We start from the raw sequence: 21988 nt of genomic DNA, 5'->3' as shown, positions 1-21988 counted from the left end.
TCATACCTTATCGACGTTTGCCTGACAGTTCGGCTGCAATGTATGCCTGCACACTTTTATATTGCATTACTTTGGTGATGAACTCTGCTGGACTGTATGGCCCATCCTTACGGCGAGAAACATTCAGAGTCTTTTTCACATTCTCAACATATAAATTAATACTCTTTATAATGTTGTGAGACATAACCGGATAGTCGCTTACAGCCAGTAAACCCAATGAGTTGTACTCATACATTGTGTTCATGAGCTGGTTCATCTCGAAGATGTACTTGTAAAACCTCATGGTGTTGTGGTTATTGAAGTTGAGTTGTACTGGTTCAAAACTGAAAGGTACAAACTGAGTTGATGACATGAATGAGTCATTCTTGTCGAACTCAATTGACTTAATATAAGCAACAAGATTTTCTTTCATCTTATTGTTTTCTTCATGCAGCTCGTTGAACCAATCCTGAATAGCCTGAACAAGGTCAGGATGTTTAACTGCATCAACCGTTTTAAAGAGAGAGGAAATAGCGATACTCACATCATCAAAACCTCTGATGACTGCTCCATTTCTGGCAGTTAAAAACCGGTTAAAGTCTGGGGTGCCGGGGTTAATAATAACTTTGGCCATACCCTGGTGCTCTGGTCTACGTTGAGTAGAAGTTTGAGCGTTTACGCCTTGCTTTTTATTTGAACCTTTTACCATTACATCTTTTGGTTCAATGTTAATACGCTCATTGTCCGTGATAATTGCGTCGTTCATTGTGCCACCTTAGTTTTTGAGTATTGACGGATTTTTCGTCCAAGTTCGATATATGCTGAATGATAGAGCTCAAGCATTTCTCTGTAAGGCTCCAGCAATGCTTCCGTTTCAGAAATCATTTCGTATTCCCAGCTGGCATGGTTTACAAAACAGTTCTTAGAATATTTTCCACTTTTCATTGGTTGCACCCGTTTTGACATGTGGCTAGGCGCTCTTGTTTTATAAGGGCTGAACTGATGCCAAGTGATCGTTACTTTTCTGGCATTACCAATTAGCTCAACTTTTGGTGCGTAAGAACCCAGGTACTCCCTCTTTGGAACTTTGCTATGTCGGGTAAGGTTAATCTCTTGGTGGTTTCGTTCCTTCCACTTGATCCAGTATTTTGTAATGAGATCTTCAGCCTCAACACGCAAACCTTCAATCTGAGCACGTAAATTTTTACGTGTTAGCTCTATAGAACTTATAAGATTTGAATTACTCATGACGCCTCCTGATGTGAAATTACTATACCGGAGGAAATTTCCGTTTTTTTTCACGAACAGAAGATTTTTGAATGCTCTTTGATGAGGGAATTGAACAGATGTAATGCACTCGCTGTTTCCCCCATTCGGGAGGGGCCTTCAGAAACAGTAACAGCGAGTTTAGCCTCACTTCCATCGCTACCCCCTAAAGTTACTTTTGACAGAATGACCATTGTGGATTATTGCTTTTGATAATGTGCATTGCTCTATTAAAGTTATACATATATCTAGTGCCACTTTTCCAAAAAAAATGACCCTATGGAACTTTGTCCATAGTGACACTTTTATAAAAAGTGACCCTATGACGACATTACATAGGGTCACTTTTCAAACATAAGTGACCCTATGTGAGGCATTCATAGGGTCACTTTTCTTTGTTTAGTGATCCTATGTAAGCATGAGGTTGATGAAAAGTAAAAATGTCAGTTTATGACGGTCAGTGAAAGACGTCGTTATTCTAATCCAACGTTGGGAGGGGCTGGATTTAGGTTTTTTTTTAATCGCTTCACATTTCGTTAGCATGCGCAGGAATTTTTGATAAAATTCTGGTTAGTTTGGTTAAAAAGTGTTACAAGTAAGCGGTGTGGTTGAAGGGATAGATTTAAGGCTTATTCAAGCCTTAAGAAAATACTAAAAGTTACTTTTCACCCTACCGAACACCTAACAAAAAATCCATGTTGAAGATTTGAACAATTGTAATGGCGCAAGGACAATCAGCACATGTCAGAATCTGATAATTTAACTCGTAGCTTACTCGGTAAACTTTTCCGCACTGAGATTTCGCTTATTCGTAGTTACCGTGCATTTTTAATGTTATTGCCTGTGCATGGATCTTCTGCATATCAAACTGGGACTCCTCTTCTCCAGCGTCGCCTATTTGGGAAAGGATTTAGTACAGCCGCTGATTTAGCTTTTGAAGTGGAAACACGTCCAGGTAGTTTTTTGGTTCCGCGTACACTCGGAAAGGAAATTACATGGGAGAGGTTTTTTTCTGCGGTCTTGGACGGTGATTCCAATGTAATTCGTGAATATGATACAAATGATATTGACTATGGTATTTACGATGCCGGTGAAAAAGTGACTTTTCTGAATGGTACAGTGGATATCTATAATCCCAAGAAGATTCATGAGTTGCGTTCTAAATGTGTTGATATACAGAATGACTACTTTATGCAGGTGTTCTTTATCTCAATGCTCGCACCAGAGTTTGTAAGTATTTTCTTTGGTTTAAAACCAACTACAGCTGATGCTATTAAAGACATTGGTTATTCATCGTTAAAAACAATTAACGATGTTGTTCTTTTCCCACGTACAATTGCTTTCTCACAAGGGCATATTGAAGAGAGTGTTTCACTTAAAACGAAAGTTTTTGCCTGGGCTTATGAATTGTCTGCTGACATCCGGTTAGGAAAAGTTAGTGATGATTTGATGGAACTATTACGTTATGACACTATGTTCACCAGTCACCGTCAGGATGTGTTCAACACTTTAACAAATAAAGTTATGTTAAAGGATTATTGATATGGCAAAGGTCGATCAAACAAAAGCTAATGCTCTATTGCGAGCAGCAAGAACTATGTCGCTTGGGGCAAATAAAAATACAATACGAATTTTGTACGGTAATCATGTTGCTGAAAATATCGATTTTGAGCCTGGTGCAAAAACAAAACTCAAAAAAGGTATCCGGGGCTGGAGCAAACGCACAGATAACCGCCGAGCCTTTTCTGCTGTTATTGATGTCGCAGTTAACTATTTTGGTTTTGATCCAATAAATCCGGAAGCGAGTTTTCGGCAAATTGACTTCAACCGAATAATGAGTGTCCTTCATAATCTGGGATACTTTGTATGCGCACCGGAAGTTAATAAAATAATAGAAATCCTTACTTCTATGAAAGAAATTGAAGAACTAGGTGCCTGCGAAAAATGTAAACGCCCATACATTGTGCCAGTGACAAATGATGCTCATTGTCCACGTTGCAGATTATCTTCAACTGCTTCAGCCATAGAGAGGTATTCTCAAGAAGAATTAGATTAAATTTAAAAAAGATATCGCGAAACTTGCCTTGTCTGAATCTAAATATTGACTTAAGTCAAATTCTGTTGTTTGCTTTACAATCAAATATTAGTTACAACTTAAATATCAACTCTTGACAAGTAAAGATATAATTTGATTTTTCTTTATTCAGTTTTTCTTCGTTCCAAAAATGTGCACCTTTTTTTCTGTTGAAAACGTAAAACTACTTAGGTTCTCAAAACCTTCTATGCATGACGACTTCTTAATCGCTTTCAATTAATATATTTTATATTCTTGTCTAAGTTCGCTTCTTTGATCCTTAGCTATTCCTTTTTTGAAATATAGAAACAGCATTACTTGTGATGATTTTTTTCAGCTCTAAATACACCTGTTTTCAAAGCAATATTTGCTTTTAGATATTCGATAAAACCATGTTTTTGTTACACCGGATTTTTGACAACGTGCAAGATGGATGATCTTTCCATCACCGAGACTATCTTCTTAGTCAGCACTCCTTTTCCGTCCTTTTCAACATAAAAACGACCATGCTATACGAGCTCTAACCTTTTTTTTGTATGCCATCATAACCGCATCAGAAAAGGAGAACGGTCTATGACTCGTATTGCATTAGCGCCTTCAAAGATGGTTTTGCTTATGTCTTTGGTAATTACTGGTGCCCACGCCAGCCCTGAGCAACCCCTAATAAAAGATACGCCCTTTGTATCTGGCCAGGCTTATAAGAAGGGTTTCTTCTGGTATGACGATCCTGCTAAAAAAAGCGAAGCTGAAGAAGAAGAGGTTTTGCCACCAACCGGTGCTGCTAGCTCGCCTTCAAAAGAGGAAATGGTAGATTTAAATTCAAAATGGCTAAAAGAGAATATGCCTCGACTGTTAACGCAGGCAATGGATAACCCTACCGCAGAAAATCTATCACGTTATTACACGGCGCAAAGGTTAATGCTGGATATCAGTACGCGTTTTTCTGACAAATCAAAAGATTATTTTCTTAAAAACCCGATGATGTCTGAAAAACGCAGGCAACCAGTGGAAAAGGTGGCACTGGATGCTCACCGCACTGTTGTTGAAAAAAATCAGCAAACGGTAATGAAAGATATCTTTACTAAGTCAGGTTTATTTTTCTTTTTCCAGAGTACTTGCCAGTTTTGCCACGAAGAAAGCCAAATACTTCAATTTATGCAGAACTATTATTCGGTAGATATTCTTCCAATCAGTATGGATGGAAGGCCATTGCATAATGGCCTTTTTCAGGATTTTAACATCCCCAACGCACAAATTATTGATCAATTTAAAATTCGAGAGGTACCTACAATTTTCCTGGTTTCAAAGGATGGGACATCAGCTCAGCGCATTAGTGAAGGCATGATCTCCGCTGATGAATTAAAGAACACTATTATACTTGCCGCGAAGGGCATGAATCTGATCGATGACGCTTCGTTCCAGTCAACTCTAGATATTAAAAGGCAATATACCATCGGCGATGATGGCGTTATTACCGTTAATAAATCCGAAATGGAATCAGACCCATTCCTACTTCAAAAAATAATGGACCAAAAACTCGAAGGCTATGACATGCCTACGGCCGATCCGGTCAATTATCTCAATGCTGGCGGCAGTTTTGGAGGCACTTATGCGCAGTAATGCCGTTTTCAACTTCAAAAAGTTACTTTTGTCTCTTTCTGTTTGTGCTGCAATTTTAGCCCCGACTGCAAATGCAGACAACGCAATGCGTAACATTTTCAATGGCATGATGACGTCTACCAGCCCGGCCACCTTTTCCACAGCAACCCGTACAGGCATAGTTGGCGGGTCAATGTCTTACCGAACAACAAACGTTAATACCAACCTTGTTTCCATGTCGTTTCCAAAAGCTTCTGTCGGTTGTAACGGTATTGACGTTTTTCTTGGGTCCTTCAGCATGATCAACGGGGACCAGCTTGTGCAGGTGGCCCGTGGTATTGCCCAGGGTGCGGCTATCTATGCTTTTAACGTTGCTGTTTCAGCTATTTGTGCTGACTGTGCTGCAACGATTAATGACATCCAAAACAAACTGCAAGCGCTAAATAAATTTGCGAAAGATTCATGCAATGCAACTTACTCTTTCCTTTCTGAAAACGTGGGTACGCCAAGCCAGTTCGCTAACTCAGTTAGCTCTGGACCAGCCTCAATTCTGGGATCGATTAATGGTCTTATTCCTGATTTTGGCTCATCGATGACAAAGTCACCTGAAGCTGTCACTTCTCAGGTTAAAGCAAAGGATCCCGAAGAGTTCGCTGAAAAATTCAGTGGTAACCTCTTCTATATGTCGTTCATGGATATTGATAAGGGAACGATGAACATCGGAGGGGTAACGGAGTTATCCGGTTATAAACTGGCAGAACAACTTATGTCTCTCGTAGGTACTGTCATTATCAACTGGGATAGCAAAGGCGAAAAAGCGGGAATGGAAGTCCGCCCGTCTACCATGACTGTCACGGATTACATCATGGGGCCACCAGCTGGCGGATCAATTAAAATGCTCAAGTGTTCTCCGGCACCAGATCCATCATCCCCACGAAAGGCTCAGTGCCTTGTCATGTCAGAAGTTAATGACGGTGGTTTTAAGGGATTGAAGGATACCATTTCTGATCTTCTTTTAAACGTACAGAAAAAAATCATCAACGACGTTCGTGTTTCAGATGATGAATTACGCATTATCTCCTATATCGGCATCCCGACCATTATCGACTCTTTGCAAACATTCGAAGCACCGGAAGGGTACGCATACATTCAGGACATCAGCACTATTGCTGCGACGAGCCTCGTAATCAACATGTTGCGCCAGGTTGAGGCCAAAATTTCAACCATGAGCATACCGAGTGAGTCGCTGTCGGGTAAAAGGGATGATCTCAACCGATTAACAGACAATCTCTCAAAACAGGTTAAAGCCGCCTATGAGCTATCGCACAGCCAGGTCGGTACCAGCTCGGACGTCATTTCAACCTGGGATAACCGTCGCCTGCAACGGAAGGCTTTCACTGAAAGTATTCGTGGCACACGTAACTGAGGTCTGACATGGATTACAACATATATACCCTGGGTGATATTGATTTTGTCTGGTCGGCTTTTACCGGTATTGCCCTGATCTTTTCTCAATATACTGGTGTAAAAGAGTTCCTGACCACGGCCGCCGTTGTAGCAGGTGTGAGCCTATTCTATAAAACGTGGCTATGGCTTCAGGCTCCGACCAAAAATGAATTACCGTTTTTCTCCTGGTTTTTGGGGTTGATCCTTTTCATGATGGCAATGGTTCGAGTGGATGTAACTATTGAATCTGTAAAGTCGGGAGAGGTCAGAAACGTCGACGGAATTCCAATTTTTATTGCTGCGATGGCAACCGTCACCACTAACTTAAGCCAGGGTTTGCTGAAGGATTATAAAACAGCGTTTGATCCGCTTTCTCCGGTGGACCTGTCTGCAACAACTCTGGACGATGACATCACCCTCGGTCCGATGATCCGATTCGTGAAGTTTTTGCAATGGGGCGGCGATAGCCAGGGCTACTGTTCCGCATTTCCTGAACCGGCCAGCGGGCTAGGGCCAATGAACGTATGTGCTACCGTTCAGTCTCTTGCATACAACTGCCTGAAGGCTACCCAAAACTCAAGCGCAAATATTGCCGGTAAAGAAACTATTTTTAACGATATTTTCTCAGCTAATCTGGCAGATAGCATGGACCGGATTAATCAGGCGATGAAAGGCGCACTGAAGAATGCCTCTGCCAGTATTGTTGGCGCTAACGGTTCAAAATCTGGTACGTGTGATGAGGTCTGGTCAACTGTGAAACAGGTTACCAGTACAGCTGAAGCTCGCCAGACTATTTCCCTTATAGGACAGACAAACGGCATCCTTACTCCAGACGAAGCAAATGGTGCACCTACCGGCGCAAGCTTTACTGATGTTATGGCGTCAGCAAATGGTATGTACGGTAAGGCTATTGGTTCGTATGACGCCACCCTGAACCTGTTCATTATGAATGAGCTCAGAAATGGCGCAAGCAAATATAAGACCCCACTCGGTCTGGCTTCCGATATGCAGTTGTTTGAGGCTTCTCTGAAGCGAACCAACACAATGGCTTCACAGGGCCAGTTGTGGTTACAACTGTCGGGAGCAGCAATCGCATTCCTTGAAATGTTTGCTTATATGGTTGCTCCATTTGCTTTGCTTATGCTGCTGGCGTTAGGTGGTAATGGTGTTGCCGCTGCGGCGAAATATTTGCAACTTATCCTCTTCGTGAATATGTGGCCGCTTACGGCAGTAATGGTCAACGCGTATGTGAAGAAAGTCGCGACGGCCGACTTGGATACCTGGAGCACCCTCAACAGCCAGAATAATGCCGTCACGTGGATGGGACTCCCAGGGCTTGCGGAAACATACAGTTCATACCTGTCTGTTGCTTCCGCCCTCTATGCTCTGATTCCGGTACTCACATTATTCCTGATGACACAGTCGATTCACCCGATGATGAATGCGGTTAAGGGAGTGACCCCCGATGCGCCGGTGGATACTGGTCATGTAACGCCCAAAGTATGGGATGGCCCTAACAGCGGTAAATCTTCATTTGGTGACGTGACACGAACCGCCTTAACCAGTACCGGTCAGGGATACAGCGATGGCGGCGCAGTTGATTCAAGTAATTTCCGTCTTGGAATGTGGAATGCTGGTTCAAGTATCGCTAACAGCCAGGGACAAGGATCAGCTGTAACCTCATCAGTTATGAGTGCGGCAAGTAATTCATTCCAGGCTGGTTACAGTCAGATGAGCGAAATTGGAAGGTCAGGACAGTCGAGCCAGCAGTTCTCAACCAACCTGCAAACAATGAAGCAGATCTCGGATAAGATTGGTGCCTCTGTAGCAGAAGGTATTGCAACGAAACATGGGGTGAGTGCGTCTCAGATGGCCAGCATTGCTTCAAATGTTATTCTCAACGCTGGGCTTAATGGAGGTGTTGGAACTGGCAATGGAGCCGGGCTGAAAGCGGCTGTAGCAGGGCAATTGAGTAGCGGTGCATCTAAGACCAATACAGGCAGTGACTCGCTTTCAAATGACCTTTCAAAAGCAATCACGAATCAGCTTAGCCAGGATTCTGCGTTAACTGACCAGTTCAGTAAAGCGGCGTCTCAGGTAAGCAGCGATCAGATATCCAATACTAATGCGTTTAAAGAAGCATCGTCGAAAATGAACCAGGCGACACAGACGATGGCGCAAAATATTTCTACATCGGTTTCGACTAACGCAAGCTCCAATAGTGGAATGAGCCTTGATTCTAAACAAAGCATTAACCTGGACAGGTTCTCCGATTCTATTCGCAACAAAAACTTCAGTGATGATGATGTAAGGAATTTTGCTCGTAAGAATGGGCTGGATGAGAATGCGTTTATGGAGAAATTCAACTCCTATAACGATACCTTCAAGGCCAGTAATCAGCTTGGATCGCAGCTTCAACGTACTGACGCGCTTGTGGCTGCAACCCGAGATTTCAGTGAGCAAAAAATTGCGATTGATACCGCCCGGGGAGAGACGGCCGAAAGTAATAAACAGGATCTCCGTGAAACCTCCAGCCTGCTTAAAAGTCTGGTTTCCGACTTCGGTGGTAATGCACAGCAGCTGCTACCTATCACCAATCAGCTCGACAGAATTTCAGGTGACGGGTCAGGAATTAATACTATCACTCAGGCACAGGATAGAACTCCTGACAGCGTAAATACGTCTGGCGTGATGAGTGCGTCACGCGTAGGGGAACTGGGTGGAAGTGTAGATTCGCAGGCTAAACTCGGTCTTTCCTCCAACGCTCAGGACGCGACACAGCATGTCCCTGGAAAAAGTGAAGCTGGCTTTACTCCGTATAACCTTGATAACGCGGGCAAAGGCGATATTCAGGGAATACATAACAACAACGTGGGCCGCACTTATTCTGATGAAGAAAGGAATGTGCTTAATTCTCTCGAAAAGAATGGACCTGTACTGAATAATCAGGGTGTAGAGAAAGTCGTCAATTCGGGTCAGGATGTCAGAAATGCAGAAGGCACATTTAACGATCTGGAAAAGGTTGGAGGTCGGGTGGTTGGTGATGGAATGGATCAACGAGCCACTGCTTTGAACAGTATGTATCAGAGCGGGCAAGTTCGTGGCTTATCTAATAACACTGATAACTACTTTAGTCGTGTTGCCAACAACCCGAACTTAAGCCGGGACGATAAGCGAGCTGAATTGGCACAGCAAGCTGTCTTTACCTATGGTGCCAGCACCATGGCTACCGGTGCCGAAAGAGAGCAGCTCAAAGCGGATACCCAGAAGATCCTTAATGAACTGGGTAACTATAACGTTAACTGGAGTATGAATGACGTTAAGAGCATCCATAGCAGTTTCAACACTCATAACAGAGCTGATGGTTCACTTGAGTCAGTCGTACGGGCAAACCTGGGAGAAGGTGGGTCGGGCGGTGGTCTCGTTGGTAACCGCACTCAGACCGTCACAGATCGCTTGGTTGGGGAAAAGATAGAGGCCAACACTGAGCGGGGCGCGATTTCTGGTGCGCTACTCGGGGGCCAGCAATTTGTTTCGGATACGCTAACCAGCGTTGGGGCGAAACCGGTAAATGAGATGCTTACGGGAGCGGGCATCCTTCAAACCCAGACATCGATAGCAAATGATGCCTCTAACCCTGCAAATATGCCTGATTCTCTCCAGGGTAAAGTCCTTAATCACATGCAGATGTCTGATGGCGTCGCAGCTGTAAGTGACCGGTATCAGAGTATTAGCAGCGACGGCGTTTCGACTTATGCGAATGCAGCGCAGAACTCTGAAAGGGCTATCCGGCAGCAATTGACGGATGACCCACGCTTTGGGCCTCAGAAAGCAGATGAATTCATTCAGTACATGAAGTCAGAGCTGAGCAACACAAATGAGCCTTACCAGTCACGTGTCGATAAAGCGGATCAGTGGCTTAATGAAAATAAAAAATAAGGGAGGTTGAATATAACCTCCTGAAATGACTATCAATAGATTGTAAATTACTGCTAAACAATTAAGGCCGCAAAGTATGTGTTTGCGGCCTTTTTTTCAGAAGTACCGCTCTTGCGGAACATTCAACTGACGGTTTGAATCAGTGAAGACAAAAATCTATCAAACTCTGTATGAGATTCAATAACATAATCAGTAGATGCTTTGTCTCTTATCTGAAAGCAGTCGTCTGCAAAACTATAAGCGAAAAGTGACATGCCATCTTCTCCGATTAACACCTTATCAGTGAGATTTGGGTCAACGTAGATTTCATTGTCTCGTGCTTCAAAGTTGCGTATGTAAATATTTGACCACAATAGATTTTCGTTCTCTGCCTGAACAAGGTTATAAAACGTAAGTCCGTTGTACTCAAAACCATCCATAGCATTAAACACTTGGGCATAATCAAGCCTGGTTTTAATGAGTTTCTGTATATCTATATAGGCGCTCTTTTTGTGATCTGCCCACTCCACTGGAGGCGGATTGCAGATTAAGTCTTTCAAGACTTCCGGGGCTACCGGGCTGGCTAAAGGGTAGTGATCTGCAACCATCAACCTCTTTAAGCTGCTGAGTAGTTGAGTTAAATCTTTCATGAGCGCCTCTTACTTTCCTACCGGGTAGATAACACCGTTCGGCGATGGCCATAGAACTTTGGTGCTTGAATTATACGGTAGATCCTTCGTAATGATGGATTGTGCTTTCGACAGTGCTGAATGGTATGGTGAATTCTGAATAAGTACCAGGTTGTCTATAGCGTTTGTGCCACCATCATCAAGAGGGATCTTGTGGTGAACCTGCCACCCAGAGGGGACCTTGCCTGTTGCAAGTTTCATCAAATCGTTAGGTTCAAACGTAGCCAGGGCATCTGGGTGGTCTGAAAGTGATTTAAGGAAGTTAGGGCGTACAGTATTGTTGAATTGTCCACGGAGAGCTAAATATTCAGCTCTGTCTCGGCGCATGTAGTTCAATTCGCTAACATTCATATCATCGAGCAAAACGTGTGCTTTTTTGTACTTGCCGAGATAACTTGTCAATTCATCCGCAGACCTTGGATTTCGGATAACCAGAAGTGAAGCCGCTGCAACCAGCATACCTGAAGTTGTTTCGTTCAATACCTGGTCATAGCCTTCAACAGCTTCGCCGCCAAGTTGTTCAGCCGTATGTCGAAATCCCTCCACATTTCCATTATAAAGCCCGCCAGCTGCGAGAAGACGACCAGCCGCTTTGGAATTAATGGTTTTTGTTGATTGGGCGTGCTGTGCTGGTGTCGTTGATCGAACGTAATACCCCGGGCGTTTCAACTGACGAGAGATGATATCGCGCAGACGGGTAAAGAGGGACAGGGGCAGGTCATTGCGTAGGTTGCCATTTGATATAACCCCCGGCCCGGCATTGCCGGTTATGTCTTTTCTAAGCAGAACGATCTTACCGTATCTGATGTCGTCAAGCGTATCGCGGTAAGCGAGCCAGGGGCGTTGATGGTGGAACTGGTGATACCGGCTGACAAACTGTGTATATCCCTGCGGTAAATTCCATTCCTGAATAATCCGGTTTGGCAGGGCGGTATCTTCGAGGTCATGTACCGCCGTGGCCGGATGTATGATGTGGGGAATATCCTCAAGGTATATGTCATCCAGTGACTTAGCCTGACAGTGATGCAGCATAATGTCCCTTTCTTGTCGAATTCATATGAGACATTATTGCGTATGGTATAAAACAATCAATCCTAAAGTGGATGGGCGTACGAGATCAGCAGTGACAGGGTAAAAGGAAAGTTACTTTGTTCATCAGCGTCCCATGAGCTGATGGTACCTTGCGTTAAGAGCTGCAAGGTCAGATTCGGTGAGGCCCGTGTAATAATCGGTTTTGTGCAAATGCGGATAACCGGCCGGAAATAATGATTCGTCGTCATCAAGGCAGATAAATGCTTTAACTCGATGTGAAAAGACAAAGTCCTCACACTCGGCAGCCCGCACACCAGTCTGTCCGTGTTTTAAATATACCGAACCGGTTGCACCTATGATTTTGTCTCTATAAGGCACCCGGAACAGAGATTTCAGATAACTTGTATTAGCGCACTCACGCCATGAGCTGGAGATAACAATCACCATGGCAGGGCAGTTATCCAGCAATTTATCTAACAGTGGCATTCGCTCAAAGGTTTCATTTTTACACCTGTGGCAAACCCCATCGAAATCTAAGAAAAGCACGACATGCGAATCAGGGAGAGGGGCCCATAAACCAGCTGTTGTTTCTTCATGAACACATACTTCTTCATGATGAGGGTTTTTCTGGATCAAGAAAGAAGAGAGAATCTTAAATAAATTTCTTGCAGAAGAAGACAATATATTACTCCTGAGTCAGTGTGAAATATTTGTGGTGGTTTACCCAAGCCACTCGATGATCTTCTGTAATATCGGGTTGTATTTATTTAACAACAGGAGTCGGGTTTTGCTCCGGGACATTTTTAGCTATATGGCCATTGTATCGAGGAGGTTGCTGGGTCCATTGATAAAGCTCACCCATCCCGTTACGCTGCTGGATCCGGCGATTGTACTTTACCATGAAGTTAAATATGTACTTTGCACGTACCTTTGGGGTTTTGCTGTTGTAATCTGCAATCCCTTCAAACACATTGCCCTTGCGATCAACAATTTTTCTATAGAGCCACCATGTTCCAACCCAGAAACTTGCGCAAGCATCGTAAGCCAGAACCCGCCACGTTACCGTCGGGAAATGCTTTTTTATTTCAGGTAGATTGGATGAGTTGATCTGCATTGGGCCAATATCATAAGTGCCGTTAGTATTCCTGCTGAAAGTACCAACCTTACCGCCTTCATTGTCAAACAACGTAAAAACCAGTTCAGCATCAATTCCGAAGTAGCGGGCGGCATCCGTAATGCACTGAGTGTAAATCTCATCAGGAACGGGAATAGGTTTCACATCATCTGCTGGTGGTGTAAACACAACGATTTCTCCACTGAATCTACGTTTTATCTATTCTCCCATATATCTATCGACTTTCTTTCGGCTTTACCCGTTGATTTAAGCGTTTAAGCAAAATTCTGGAATTTTGGGGCGTGATAATATTAGTGCTCGATTTAAGGAGCGGAAATGAAAAAAATTATTAAGGCATCGGTATTACTTCTTTCATTAAGTACCGCCTTCACGATGAATGCCGAGCCGGTTAATACAATGGTACTGCCAGATGCAGCCCGGGATAAGCTCAAAGCCATTGGGCTTTCAATCGAGCACGTCGAACCCTCGCCAGTAAAAGATATTTTTACGGTGATTTCCAGGGAGGGGGTAAGTTACGTGAGCAAAGACGGAGATTACATTTTTACCGGAAGCTTATTCCACGTGAAAGGTAAAGATGTGGTAAACACCACTGAGCAGGCCATTTTAATGGGCGTCCGGGAATTCGCATCCAAAACAAAATCCATCGACTACAAATCACCAAACGAAAAATACCGGCTTGCTATCTTTACCGATATAACCTGTGGATACTGCCAAAAACTGCATCATGATCTGAAGTCTTATCTTGATGCCGGTATTTCGATTAAGTTTCTTGCATTCCCACGTGCAGGACTGAACTCGGTAGTAGCCGGGAACATGGCCAAAATCTGGTGTTCAGCAAAGCCAAACGAAGCTCTGGATGCAGCGATGAATCCGGTTTCAACTATCCCGGAAGGACGTCCTGATGAGGCTTGCTTAAACATTATCAAATCGCATTTCCAGGTGGCCTCAACAATCCCGCTGCAAGGTACTCCTACCATGGTGACACTAAGCGGCAAACCGCAGTTATTTACGGGGTGGCTGAGCCCGGAAAACCTGGTGACCCAAATGGGCGCTGCGCAAAAGTAACTTTTCCGACTGTAAGAGGTGTGTATGAAATCTACTTTACTGAGTACGTTAATGCTGGTTGCTGTAGGTGTACAGCCCGTTTTCGCTGCACAATGTCAGTACGGAGCCTGTGGAACGGAAAACGATCCCGGAATCGGATTTCTGATGTCATCGGTACAAATGGATAAAGGTGAACATCTAAAGGAACTCTCTGGTGTTGCGACCACAGGTGACACCATCTCTAAAAAGATGGAAAGCTACCTGGGAAATAAAAAGCTCAAGGTAAACACCGACAGTACCCGCAAGGGGCCGGGTAATACCACCATCAGGCCTACAGATGAGCTCGCCCCAACGAGGCAACTAAAAGTTATCCGGCCCGAACTGGTAAAAAATCCCGATTCGCAGCTCGTGGTAGCTTTCAATGAGCGCCTGGCCTGATTTATTGACTGAGAGCGTCCAGAAGGAAAAAAGATGTCGATACTCAGTAGCTTCGTCATCAGAGCAACGGGGATACCTGACAAAAAGTATCTCCGGGATCCCGTAATAAAACGTTGTTATAAACGTCTGAGTCGTAGGGTGCCTGCTCTAATGACGGGGTGGCTTCTGTGCATTCTGGGTTCAGGGTATGTCAGTATGGCACTGGAACAGCCTGATAGCACTGTATTACTCAGTCTGCTGCTGTTGTATGTTATGTCAGGCATTTTACTGATGCAGTTCCAGTATATGTATTCAGAGCGAAGCATAGGCTACAAGTTCTACCTGGAAGTGCTTATGAATGCAGCTGCCAGTACTCAACATAAAGAACAGTTACAGTATCTGTTCATTAATAAGCCCAATTCCATCACGATGGGCGATCTTTACCGACTTTATGATTTTAATGGGGGAGGGCGATAGCCACGTTAATGTGCGTGTCCAAAAGTCACTTTTGAACATTCTCTTCCCGCCGTCTGCTTTCAGTTCCAGGGGATCACTGCAACATAATTTCCGGAACGCAGCGGCGCATCAAATTTATCAGCAAAGGCGTCGATCATTGCTGAATAAGCAATGCTGTCTGACGGCACAGGTGCATTGCTTTGCATACTCACTTTCAGAACCTGCTTTGCTCCTTTCGCTGACGGGTATACCTCGACATCCAGCTGTCGCATATAGTGCATCTGCGACATCGTCTCAGTGCCTATTACCCCATCGACTGGCTTGTAGTCATAGTCAGTATGCAATTCGCCATGCTTGTCAGTTCTCGTTGTCTTTTTATCTACAACGTAGCCTGTCACCCCAGTAAGAAGCTGCTCGCTATACTGCATGTTCTCCTGTGAGCTGCTGATTCGGAACCTGAGCACATAATCTGGCTGGTGAGTGGAAATAATGACTCCTTTTTTTGCTAATCCATCAGCAAAACGGCCTGAAAACATTCTGGACTGAATACTTTCGTCCGGAGGGACTATCTGAAACCTTTTATTTGTAACAGGACGAGGCATTAGATCGTACGCATCTACCTGGTTTGCGAAATGATATCCGCATCCACTCAAAAGCATTGCGGTTGTGAGTATAAAGCCCTGCCTAATCATCCTTTAATCTCCAAAAAGCATTGTTTCACGAATAATTCCGATTTACCGGGCCAGTATAATCCATCGCAGGTTAATAACTAACAGGCTGAAAAGCATAAAGGTAGCTATGTCTAAAGAATTTTATTTAAAACCGATGGCCACGATTTTAATTTCTGCGGTTATTGCTACCGCTGCCTCGGCGTTAATCACGGCAACTTATTTTAAACCGAAGGTGCTCAGTGAGGAAGAAATTGGCAAAATTGCCGCTACTTACCTGGTAAAAAATCCCCATTATTTAGTGGAAGCAGGTAAGGCGCTGGAAAATCAGAACGTGAGTGCCTCAGTGGAACGAATAATTCCATATGCGCCAGCTCTGCTGGATACCAAGGAGACGCCAAACATCGGCCCTGATGACGCCGACGTCGCGGTAATCGAGTTCTTCGACTATCAGTGTATTTACTGCATGCGGGTTACACCTGTTGTTGAATCGGTAATGAATCAGAGCAAAGATGTAAAATTCTTCTTTAAAGAATTCCCGATTTTTGCCGGTTCAAAACCTGTATCTGCCATGGGGGCCGCTACGGGTCTGCACGTCTATCAGAATTTCGGTGCTGAAGCCTATCGTAAGTACCACAACAACCTGATGGCTGTGGCTCATACCTTCATGACCTCTCAACGCAAATTCGAACTCACTGACTTTAATACTGTGGTGGAAAAGTCAGGGTTTAACAGCACGTTTTCTGACAGGGAAAAAAACCGGTATGAAAACGTGATCTCCGGCAATATGCAGCTGGGCGAAGCGCTCGGGATCACCGGCACACCCGGTTTCATCATTATGAATATGAAAAAGCCGAATGCGGCGACTACCACATTTATCCCCGGGGCTATGGACGCAGCAACTTTGCAGGGCGCAATCGAAAAAGCTCGCGGGGCCTAAAGTTACTTTCACATTTGATGAGTACGGCCATGCCGGTCATGGCCGCTACGCTTTTACAACGAGTAATTCATCCCAGCGGGTCGTATATCTCGGTGATAGCATGGCCTGCTTCATACGAAAATCCTGTTGAATGCCTTCCCCCAGTAAAAACAGAGCTCCGCGCTTTTCTTTATTGAACCGGTCCATAACTTTCATCAGTGCCTGACTGCCAGGCCTGGCCGGGCGAGTATCAAACAGGCTGAGTTGCTCTGTGCCGTCAGTCATAGCGGAGAGCATTACCCCTGCTTTCGCATACGCTATCCCGGGTCTGTAAATGCGGTTCAGGATGGTCATGGCTGCATCAACCAGATCGCGGGTGTCCTGTGTAGCGGTAAGCGGCTCGATACCACAATTGCTGTAGCGGTTTTCACCTTGCGCATAATTGCTACTCTGAATGAAGACTGTGATTTGACGGGTCCACGAGCCATCCTTGCGCAGCTGCTCTGCCGCCCGGGCGGTAAAAAATGAAACTGCCTCATGTAGCTTGCCTATCTCATTAAGGCGCTGACCAAAACTTCTGGAAACGATAATCTGTTGCCTGACAGGAGGAGACTCGTGCAGCCGGAAACATGGTTCGCCATGCAGTTCCCGCCAGGTACGCTCGATTTCAACGCCAAAGCTTTTACGTAAAAAGCGAACGTCGCTATTATAAAAATCACCGGCAGTGATGATCCCGAAAGCCGACAGGCGTTCACTAATCTTTCGACCAATACCCCATATTTCTCTGGTACTGATCAGGCTCAGGAGCTTCCTGATCCTGGCCTGATCAGTCAAAACTACAACCCCGCCTGTAGCTGCCCATCGTTTGCTCGCATAGGTGCATAATTTAGCGAGGGTTTTGGTGCTTGAACAACCCACACCACAGGTAAGGGACAGATTATGAAGAAGTGTACTTCTGATCAACCGGCCGTAATCTTCATAATCTATTATCTTGTTCATGTTTTTCAATAACATGAAATTTTCATCTATGCTATATCGACTCGATTGAGGCGCGAAGCTTTCCAGCGTTTCATGGAAGCGATTTGAGTAGTCTTCATACAAAGTAAAGTTAGAGCTCCGGACTTCGATCCGGTGTTGCTGAATCAAATCCCTGCACTTAAAAATTGGGGTCCCACGCTTAATACCAACGCTTTTAGCCAGTTTATTCATTGCAATGACGGACGAATCGTTATTGCTGGCTATGATGAGCGGCTTTTTTGACAGCTTGGGATCCATCGCACACTCAAATGCCGCATAGGCTCCGTTAATATCAACGTGCATGTACATGGCTGAACTGATTCAGTGCAAAGGTGACGACGCCCCATATCTCAAGGGATTCAGGATTTACACGTATCGGCTTATAGGCTGGATTAGAAGGCATCAAAAGCAGCTCAGGATACGTGTGTAAGATCTTTACCGTAAACTCTCCATCCACCAGCGCAACGACGATAGAGCCGTGTCGTGCTGTTAAAGACCGATCCACAACCAGTATTGCTCCATCATTGATACCGGCATTGATCATACTGAGGCCCGCCGCCCTGACAAAGAAGGTTGAGGGGCGGTTGCGGACTACATATTCATGCAAATTTAATTCATTATCTTCATGCCCGGCGCACGGACTCATCACTCCACAGCTTAGTAAATCACTGAAAAAAGGTGCCATTTCGTAAGGCTTGTTGCTAATGTGCTCAAGGATAACAGACATAGCTACACTCGAATTCTTGTACTGTATGTATAAACAGTATTGCGAGTTGAAGAGAAAAGATCAAATCTCTCCGGTAACGCTATCAAGCCTGACGAAAAATTAAGCTTTATCATAAACATCAAAAACCATCTTTTACCGATAATGGCGAGCTGGCCTACGAAGAAGGTATACAAGCTAGGATGAAAGGATTCTGATGCTCCTCCCACCAAATTTTTTATCTCCTGAAGACCAGGCTGAGTACGATGCTTATATGGCAAGGTTCAGCGAGGTAAATCACTATTATGAGCATTGCACTGTCCCCGTGATTGACTGGTTTTTTAAACAAGCAACCGAGGCGCTGCATCATGGTCTATGGTTACCGGCCTGTACGAGCTTTCTGAATGGGATCGAAACATCACTCAGGGTTACGCTGAAGTTGAAATCAACTGTTAACGTTCAGCAGTCAGTTCCTGTACTGGTGGACTTAGATGGTACGTCAGTAATGAGTAACGCTTTAATGCGAAAGGCTAAGCAGGAAGGGATGCCGATAGAATTACTGTCATTTCCAGCCGAGAAGAATATGTTGGCAAAGATAGACGCTGGCAAAAAACCTGAAGCAGATATCGTCAGGCTTAGAAATAGTCTATGCCATGGCAACATTCTGGAGTTCATTATGAGTGTTAAAGTCGGTTCTCCAGATCCCATACGAATTTTTACTCCTGGTAACTGCTGTGGTTTAGCGCTTTTACTTTCGGCCTTATCGAAGAAATGGACGGTAGGCTTGCATCAATACTGGATCGACAACAATCTGACGTCCTGCTGAAACCTCATAAATCATGCCTACTAAAGTCACGTGCAAAAAAACGTTGTAGCATGATATGTTTAAAGTCAAAACAGTGGGTTCTATGTTTTGACGGCAAACATGATATAACTAATACTTCATAAGTAGATATCAATAGTCATAATGGAGTGAACTATGAAATTAAAAAATATTCTGCTGTGTGCGATGATGTCAGTCGCTTTTGGCTCCTCTGCTAATACTACACATAAAGTTGAAAACGAACCTATCCCAAACATTATTCTTGATGGTAAGGTTGATGATATTTGTAAAGATGCAAGCATCCGAACTGAACTTAATCATGATAAAGCAAAGGAACTGGTAACCACCAACCTGAAGCAGGCATTACCATTAAATACGGTACCGGATAAGTTGGATGAAGTTGCAGAAGCCTTTGTAAACCGCGACAAAGGCGCTTCAGAAACAGCAGACCATTGCCTTGTTAATGTACGTAATAAATACTGGGAAATGTATCCCTCTGAAGATAAGTAGCATTTATTATTAAAGGCTTCACTTAAGAAGCCTTTTTTAACCCTTTGCGAAACCTGCTTTAAAAGCAATGCGCTATTCATATCTAAGAATCTATTTAATTAATGAATAATAGTGGACGGATTCATTTCTAGTGAATGCCGAAGTTGGTGTTTTTTGAGTTATTAGACGGTAAGTGCAATCTGGTATGATTCACCTAACATACGAATCTGGAAGGAAAGGTATATGGGTGACCTGGTCAGCAAAAATAACATTGACCGTTTAGAGCGATTTCATTCTTTGCTGGCGGGTCAGTACTGGACGTCCACTGACAGCATCCCTGAAGAGGGTATTGTGGCAGGGGATACGCTGCTCATTACGTCTTTGCGTTACGTTGAAGATAAGCTGCACACAGTGATTCTACGCGCCCATCCCCGCGTTTACGGTCAGACTGTAGCTATTGTCACTGAAGACAGCAGCGGCAACCGTAGGGAACGTGGCAAAGAAATGCGAGAGCATCGCTTCCTGGTTAAGGATTTTCTGTCCAGTTTTGTATTTGAACCCGACCATAAGGTAATCCGGGATGCTGAACTCAGACAAGCTCAGGAAGAAGTGAATAGCCTACAGGCATCGCTTACAGCCCTCGTGAGCGATGCTCAGGGGCTCCGTGACCTTGCGATTGAGCAATTAGGTACAGATGACCGTGAAAACCCTGTGACGGGCCTTAGCGTTGCGTTAGTGCCCCCACAAGAGCAGCAGGCGGTAACCTCACTGGCGATTGGATCAGTTCAAAATGCTCTGTCCTCTGGTATTTCAGATACCCGCATTGAACAAATCAGAGAAGCGGCCTTAAAAGAAGGGCAGATCAGCACAGCCATCAGCAAAATCATCACACAACGAACGCAGGCAATCGCTAATGCCAGCAAAAGAATGCTGCCCTATTTCGAGGAAGTTGCAGCGGCAAGTCTGGCCACTACAGAAGAAGCCATGGAATATGTGAAGAAAATCCACGATGGCGTTGGCAGTCTGGAACTGTATACCGGCAAAGACGTTGAGGTAGTGAATATCGTGAAGGGTGAATCCGCTCCATCACACCTCCCGCTCCAGGTCGTTCAGGCAAAGCTGATGGTGGATGAAGAGCTGGCCGTATGGTGCGATCTCGATAGCTGGTTCGACTTCTCTGATATGGAAAAATTTCATGAAACTTTACGAACCAGCCCCGGGCTGGTGGAGCAGATTTTTCCGTCCGAACGTTCCATCGGCTTTGTTGAATAAATCGAACTTTTGCTGAGTTGAAGGATCAGATCACGCATCTTCCCGACAACGCAGACCGTTCCGTGGCAAAGCAAAAGTTCAAAATCACCAACTGGCCCACCTACAATAAAGCCCTCATCAACCGTGGCTCCATAACTTTCTGGCTGGATGATGAAGCTATTCAGGCCTGGTATGAGTCAGCAACACCTTCTTCACGAGGCAGACCTCAGCGCTATTCTGACCTTGCCATCACGACTGTGCTGGTCATTAAACGCGTATTCAGGCTGACCCTGCGCGCTGCGCAGGGCTTTATTGATTCCATTTTTTCTCTGATGAACGTTCCGCTACGCTGCCCGGATTACAGCTGTGTCAGCAGGCGGGCAAAGTCGGTTAATGTCAGTTTCAAAACGTCCACCCGGGGTGAAATCGCACACCTGGTAATTGATTCCACCGGGCTGAAGGTCTTCGGTGAAGGCGAGTGGAAAGTCAAAAAGCATGGCCAGGAACGCCGCCGTATCTGGCGTAAGCTGCATCTCGCCGTTGACAGTAAAACACATGAAATCATCTGCGCTGACCTGTCGCTGAACAATGTTACGGACTCAGAGGCCTTCCCCGGGTTAATCCGGCAAACCCACCGGAAAATCAGGTCAGCCGCCGCCGATGGCGCTTACGATACCCGGCTATGTCACGATGAACTGCGGCGTAAGAAAATCAGCGCGCTTATCCCTCCCCGAAAAGGTGCGGGTTACTGGCCCGGTGAATATGCAGACCGTAACCGTGCAGTGGCTAATCAGCGAATGACCGGGAGTAATGCGCGGTGGAAATGGACAACAGATTACAACCGTCGCTCGATAGCGGAAACGGCGATGTACCGGGTAAAACAGCTGTTCGGGGGTTCACTGACGCTGCGTGACTACGATGGTCAGGTTGCGGAGGCTATGGCCCTGGTACGAGCGCTGAACAAAATGACGAAAGCAGGTATGCCTGAAAGCGTGCGTATTGCCTGAAAACACAACCCGCTACGGGGGAGACTTACCCGAAATCTGATTTATTCAACAAAGCC

22 protein-coding genes are annotated in these 21988 nt (G+C 44.8%); 13 read left to right on the top strand and 9 right to left on the bottom strand.

What is annotated here, in order from left to right; genetic code table 11:
• Positions 1–7: 7 nt before the first annotated feature.
• Positions 8–745: a hypothetical protein gene (locus OGY08_RS15475; RefSeq protein WP_000995978.1), complete on the bottom strand. Its 738-nt coding sequence runs from the start codon at positions 743–745 to the stop codon at positions 8–10.
• Complete coding sequence (gene mobI / locus OGY08_RS15470) at positions 742–1227, bottom strand: conjugative transfer protein MobI(A/C) (protein WP_000071885.1); 486 nt, start codon at positions 1225–1227, stop codon at positions 742–744. The genes OGY08_RS15475 and mobI overlap by 4 nt, the downstream gene beginning before the upstream one ends.
• 759 nt (positions 1228–1986) lie before the next feature.
• Here mobI and OGY08_RS15465 point away from each other — a divergent pair.
• The 5 genes from OGY08_RS15465 (at position 1987) to OGY08_RS15445 (ending at position 10303) form a co-directional block, all read left to right on the top strand.
• Positions 1987–2787: a hypothetical protein gene (locus OGY08_RS15465; RefSeq protein WP_000004208.1), complete on the top strand. Its 801-nt coding sequence runs from the start codon at positions 1987–1989 to the stop codon at positions 2785–2787.
• A 1-nt stretch (position 2788) separates the two neighbouring features.
• The gene (locus OGY08_RS15460; protein WP_001140952.1) at positions 2789–3301 is read left to right on the top strand and encodes a hypothetical protein; all 513 of its coding nucleotides are present in this window, start codon (positions 2789–2791) and stop codon (positions 3299–3301) included.
• Between the two features lie 591 nt (positions 3302–3892).
• Positions 3893–4939 (top strand): thioredoxin family protein, encoded by a 1047-nt coding sequence (locus OGY08_RS15455; RefSeq protein ID WP_000196727.1) that lies wholly within the window; start codon positions 3893–3895, stop codon positions 4937–4939.
• The gene (gene trhH, locus OGY08_RS15450) at positions 4929–6344 is read left to right on the top strand and encodes an IncHI-type conjugal transfer protein TrhH (RefSeq protein WP_001257292.1); all 1416 of its coding nucleotides are present in this window, start codon (positions 4929–4931) and stop codon (positions 6342–6344) included. Before OGY08_RS15455 ends, trhH begins: the two co-directional genes overlap by 11 nt.
• Positions 6345–6352: 8 nt before the next feature.
• Positions 6353–10303, top strand: a complete 3951-nt coding sequence (locus tag OGY08_RS15445) for a conjugal transfer protein TraG N-terminal domain-containing protein (RefSeq protein ID WP_000386160.1) — start codon at positions 6353–6355, stop codon at positions 10301–10303.
• Between the two features lie 122 nt (positions 10304–10425).
• Here OGY08_RS15445 and OGY08_RS15440 read toward each other — a convergent pair whose 3' ends face one another.
• The 4 genes from OGY08_RS15440 to OGY08_RS15425 form a co-directional block, all read right to left on the bottom strand.
• Positions 10426–10932, bottom strand: coding sequence for a YrhA family protein (locus OGY08_RS15440; RefSeq protein WP_000654195.1), 507 nt, complete (start codon positions 10930–10932; stop codon positions 10426–10428).
• 9 nt (positions 10933–10941) lie between these two features.
• Positions 10942–12003 carry an HNH endonuclease signature motif containing protein gene (locus OGY08_RS15435; protein ID WP_000902297.1) on the bottom strand — a complete coding sequence of 354 codons (1062 nt, stop codon included), beginning with the start codon at positions 12001–12003 and terminating at the stop codon, positions 10942–10944.
• Positions 12004–12126: 123 nt separating this feature from the next.
• On the bottom strand, positions 12127–12684 hold the full coding sequence (locus tag OGY08_RS15430) for an HAD domain-containing protein (RefSeq protein WP_286566029.1): 558 nt from the start codon (positions 12682–12684) through the stop codon (positions 12127–12129).
• A gap of 82 nt (positions 12685–12766) precedes the next feature.
• Positions 12767–13306, bottom strand: a complete 540-nt coding sequence (locus tag OGY08_RS15425) for a lytic transglycosylase domain-containing protein (RefSeq protein WP_000494968.1) — start codon at positions 13304–13306, stop codon at positions 12767–12769.
• 147 nt (positions 13307–13453) lie between these two features.
• Here OGY08_RS15425 and OGY08_RS15420 point away from each other — a divergent pair, with 147 nt between their 5' ends.
• From OGY08_RS15420 to OGY08_RS15410, 3 genes are all read left to right on the top strand, one after another.
• The gene (locus tag OGY08_RS15420) at positions 13454–14203 is read left to right on the top strand and encodes a thioredoxin fold domain-containing protein (RefSeq protein WP_000720274.1); all 750 of its coding nucleotides are present in this window, start codon (positions 13454–13456) and stop codon (positions 14201–14203) included.
• A 24-nt stretch (positions 14204–14227) separates the two neighbouring features.
• Complete coding sequence (locus OGY08_RS15415) at positions 14228–14620, top strand: hypothetical protein (protein ID WP_000843243.1); 393 nt, start codon at positions 14228–14230, stop codon at positions 14618–14620.
• 195 nt (positions 14621–14815) lie between these two features.
• Positions 14816–15076 carry a hypothetical protein gene (locus OGY08_RS15410; protein ID WP_001439466.1) on the top strand — a complete coding sequence of 87 codons (261 nt, stop codon included), beginning with the start codon at positions 14816–14818 and terminating at the stop codon, positions 15074–15076.
• Between the two features lie 59 nt (positions 15077–15135).
• On the opposite strand, the gene OGY08_RS15405 is transcribed toward OGY08_RS15410, so the two are convergent.
• Positions 15136–15483 carry a hypothetical protein gene (locus OGY08_RS15405; protein WP_265217445.1) on the bottom strand — a complete coding sequence of 116 codons (348 nt, stop codon included), beginning with the start codon at positions 15481–15483 and terminating at the stop codon, positions 15136–15138.
• A gap of 370 nt (positions 15484–15853) precedes the next feature.
• Here OGY08_RS15405 and OGY08_RS15400 point away from each other — a divergent pair, with 370 nt between their 5' ends.
• Complete coding sequence (locus OGY08_RS15400; protein ID WP_000031378.1) at positions 15854–16663, top strand: DsbA family protein; 810 nt, start codon at positions 15854–15856, stop codon at positions 16661–16663.
• Positions 16664–16708: 45 nt separating this feature from the next.
• Here the strand turns inward: OGY08_RS15400 and umuC are convergent, their stop codons facing one another.
• Together umuC and umuD are read right to left on the bottom strand one after the other, a co-directional pair.
• Positions 16709–17962: a translesion error-prone DNA polymerase V subunit UmuC gene (gene umuC / locus OGY08_RS15395; RefSeq protein WP_001371894.1), complete on the bottom strand. Its 1254-nt coding sequence runs from the start codon at positions 17960–17962 to the stop codon at positions 16709–16711.
• On the bottom strand, positions 17952–18386 hold the full coding sequence (gene umuD, locus OGY08_RS15390) for a translesion error-prone DNA polymerase V autoproteolytic subunit (protein WP_000111290.1): 435 nt from the start codon (positions 18384–18386) through the stop codon (positions 17952–17954). The genes umuC and umuD overlap by 11 nt, the downstream gene beginning before the upstream one ends.
• 193 nt (positions 18387–18579) lie before the next feature.
• Here umuD and OGY08_RS15385 point away from each other — a divergent pair, with 193 nt between their 5' ends.
• The 4 genes from OGY08_RS15385 (at position 18580) to OGY08_RS15370 (ending at position 21932) form a co-directional block, all read left to right on the top strand.
• Positions 18580–19188: a hypothetical protein gene (locus tag OGY08_RS15385; RefSeq protein WP_000926374.1), complete on the top strand. Its 609-nt coding sequence runs from the start codon at positions 18580–18582 to the stop codon at positions 19186–19188.
• Positions 19189–19341: 153 nt separating this feature from the next.
• Positions 19342–19695: a hypothetical protein gene (locus tag OGY08_RS15380; RefSeq protein WP_000769182.1), complete on the top strand. Its 354-nt coding sequence runs from the start codon at positions 19342–19344 to the stop codon at positions 19693–19695.
• Positions 19696–19917: 222 nt separating this feature from the next.
• Complete coding sequence (locus OGY08_RS15375) at positions 19918–20946, top strand: hypothetical protein (RefSeq protein WP_286566021.1); 1029 nt, start codon at positions 19918–19920, stop codon at positions 20944–20946.
• 17 nt (positions 20947–20963) lie between these two features.
• Complete coding sequence (locus tag OGY08_RS15370; RefSeq protein WP_031942297.1) at positions 20964–21932, top strand: IS5-like element IS903B family transposase; 969 nt, start codon at positions 20964–20966, stop codon at positions 21930–21932.
• Positions 21933–21988 lie beyond the last annotated feature (56 nt).

Origin of the sequence: Citrobacter sp. Cpo069 (assembly GCF_030332785.1) — a bacterium.
Lineage (GTDB): Bacteria > Pseudomonadota > Gammaproteobacteria > Enterobacterales > Enterobacteriaceae > Citrobacter > Citrobacter portucalensis.
The sequence above is the reverse complement of the archived record's forward strand: the minus strand, read 5'-3'. Positions and strand labels throughout refer to the sequence as shown.

What these genes read in the sequence shown, in the direction of transcription:
- OGY08_RS15475 (WP_000995978.1), bottom strand. Translation starts at nt 745, where the DNA reads ATGAACGACGCAATTATCACGGACAATGAGCGTATTAACATTGAACCA.
- mobI (WP_000071885.1), bottom strand. Translation starts at nt 1,227, where the DNA reads ATGAGTAATTCAAATCTTATAAGTTCTATAGAGCTAACACGTAAAAAT.
- OGY08_RS15465 (WP_000004208.1), top strand. Translation starts at nt 1,987, where the DNA reads ATGTCAGAATCTGATAATTTAACTCGTAGCTTACTCGGTAAACTTTTC.
- OGY08_RS15460 (WP_001140952.1), top strand. Translation starts at nt 2,789, where the DNA reads ATGGCAAAGGTCGATCAAACAAAAGCTAATGCTCTATTGCGAGCAGCA.
- OGY08_RS15455 (WP_000196727.1), top strand. Translation starts at nt 3,893, where the DNA reads ATGACTCGTATTGCATTAGCGCCTTCAAAGATGGTTTTGCTTATGTCT.
- trhH (WP_001257292.1), top strand. Translation starts at nt 4,929, where the DNA reads ATGCGCAGTAATGCCGTTTTCAACTTCAAAAAGTTACTTTTGTCTCTT.
- OGY08_RS15445 (WP_000386160.1), top strand. Translation starts at nt 6,353, where the DNA reads ATGGATTACAACATATATACCCTGGGTGATATTGATTTTGTCTGGTCG.
- OGY08_RS15440 (WP_000654195.1), bottom strand. Translation starts at nt 10,932, where the DNA reads ATGAAAGATTTAACTCAACTACTCAGCAGCTTAAAGAGGTTGATGGTT.
- OGY08_RS15435 (WP_000902297.1), bottom strand. Translation starts at nt 12,003, where the DNA reads ATGCTGCATCACTGTCAGGCTAAGTCACTGGATGACATATACCTTGAG.
- OGY08_RS15420 (WP_000720274.1), top strand. Translation starts at nt 13,454, where the DNA reads ATGAAAAAAATTATTAAGGCATCGGTATTACTTCTTTCATTAAGTACC.
- OGY08_RS15415 (WP_000843243.1), top strand. Translation starts at nt 14,228, where the DNA reads ATGAAATCTACTTTACTGAGTACGTTAATGCTGGTTGCTGTAGGTGTA.
- OGY08_RS15410 (WP_001439466.1), top strand. Translation starts at nt 14,816, where the DNA reads ATGGCACTGGAACAGCCTGATAGCACTGTATTACTCAGTCTGCTGCTG.
- OGY08_RS15405 (WP_265217445.1), bottom strand. Translation starts at nt 15,483, where the DNA reads ATGCAGTATAGCGAGCAGCTTCTTACTGGGGTGACAGGCTACGTTGTA.
- OGY08_RS15400 (WP_000031378.1), top strand. Translation starts at nt 15,854, where the DNA reads ATGTCTAAAGAATTTTATTTAAAACCGATGGCCACGATTTTAATTTCT.
- umuC (WP_001371894.1), bottom strand. Translation starts at nt 17,962, where the DNA reads ATGCACGTTGATATTAACGGAGCCTATGCGGCATTTGAGTGTGCGATG.
- umuD (WP_000111290.1), bottom strand. Translation starts at nt 18,386, where the DNA reads ATGTCTGTTATCCTTGAGCACATTAGCAACAAGCCTTACGAAATGGCA.
- OGY08_RS15385 (WP_000926374.1), top strand. Translation starts at nt 18,580, where the DNA reads ATGCTCCTCCCACCAAATTTTTTATCTCCTGAAGACCAGGCTGAGTAC.
- OGY08_RS15380 (WP_000769182.1), top strand. Translation starts at nt 19,342, where the DNA reads ATGAAATTAAAAAATATTCTGCTGTGTGCGATGATGTCAGTCGCTTTT.
- OGY08_RS15375 (WP_286566021.1), top strand. Translation starts at nt 19,918, where the DNA reads ATGGGTGACCTGGTCAGCAAAAATAACATTGACCGTTTAGAGCGATTT.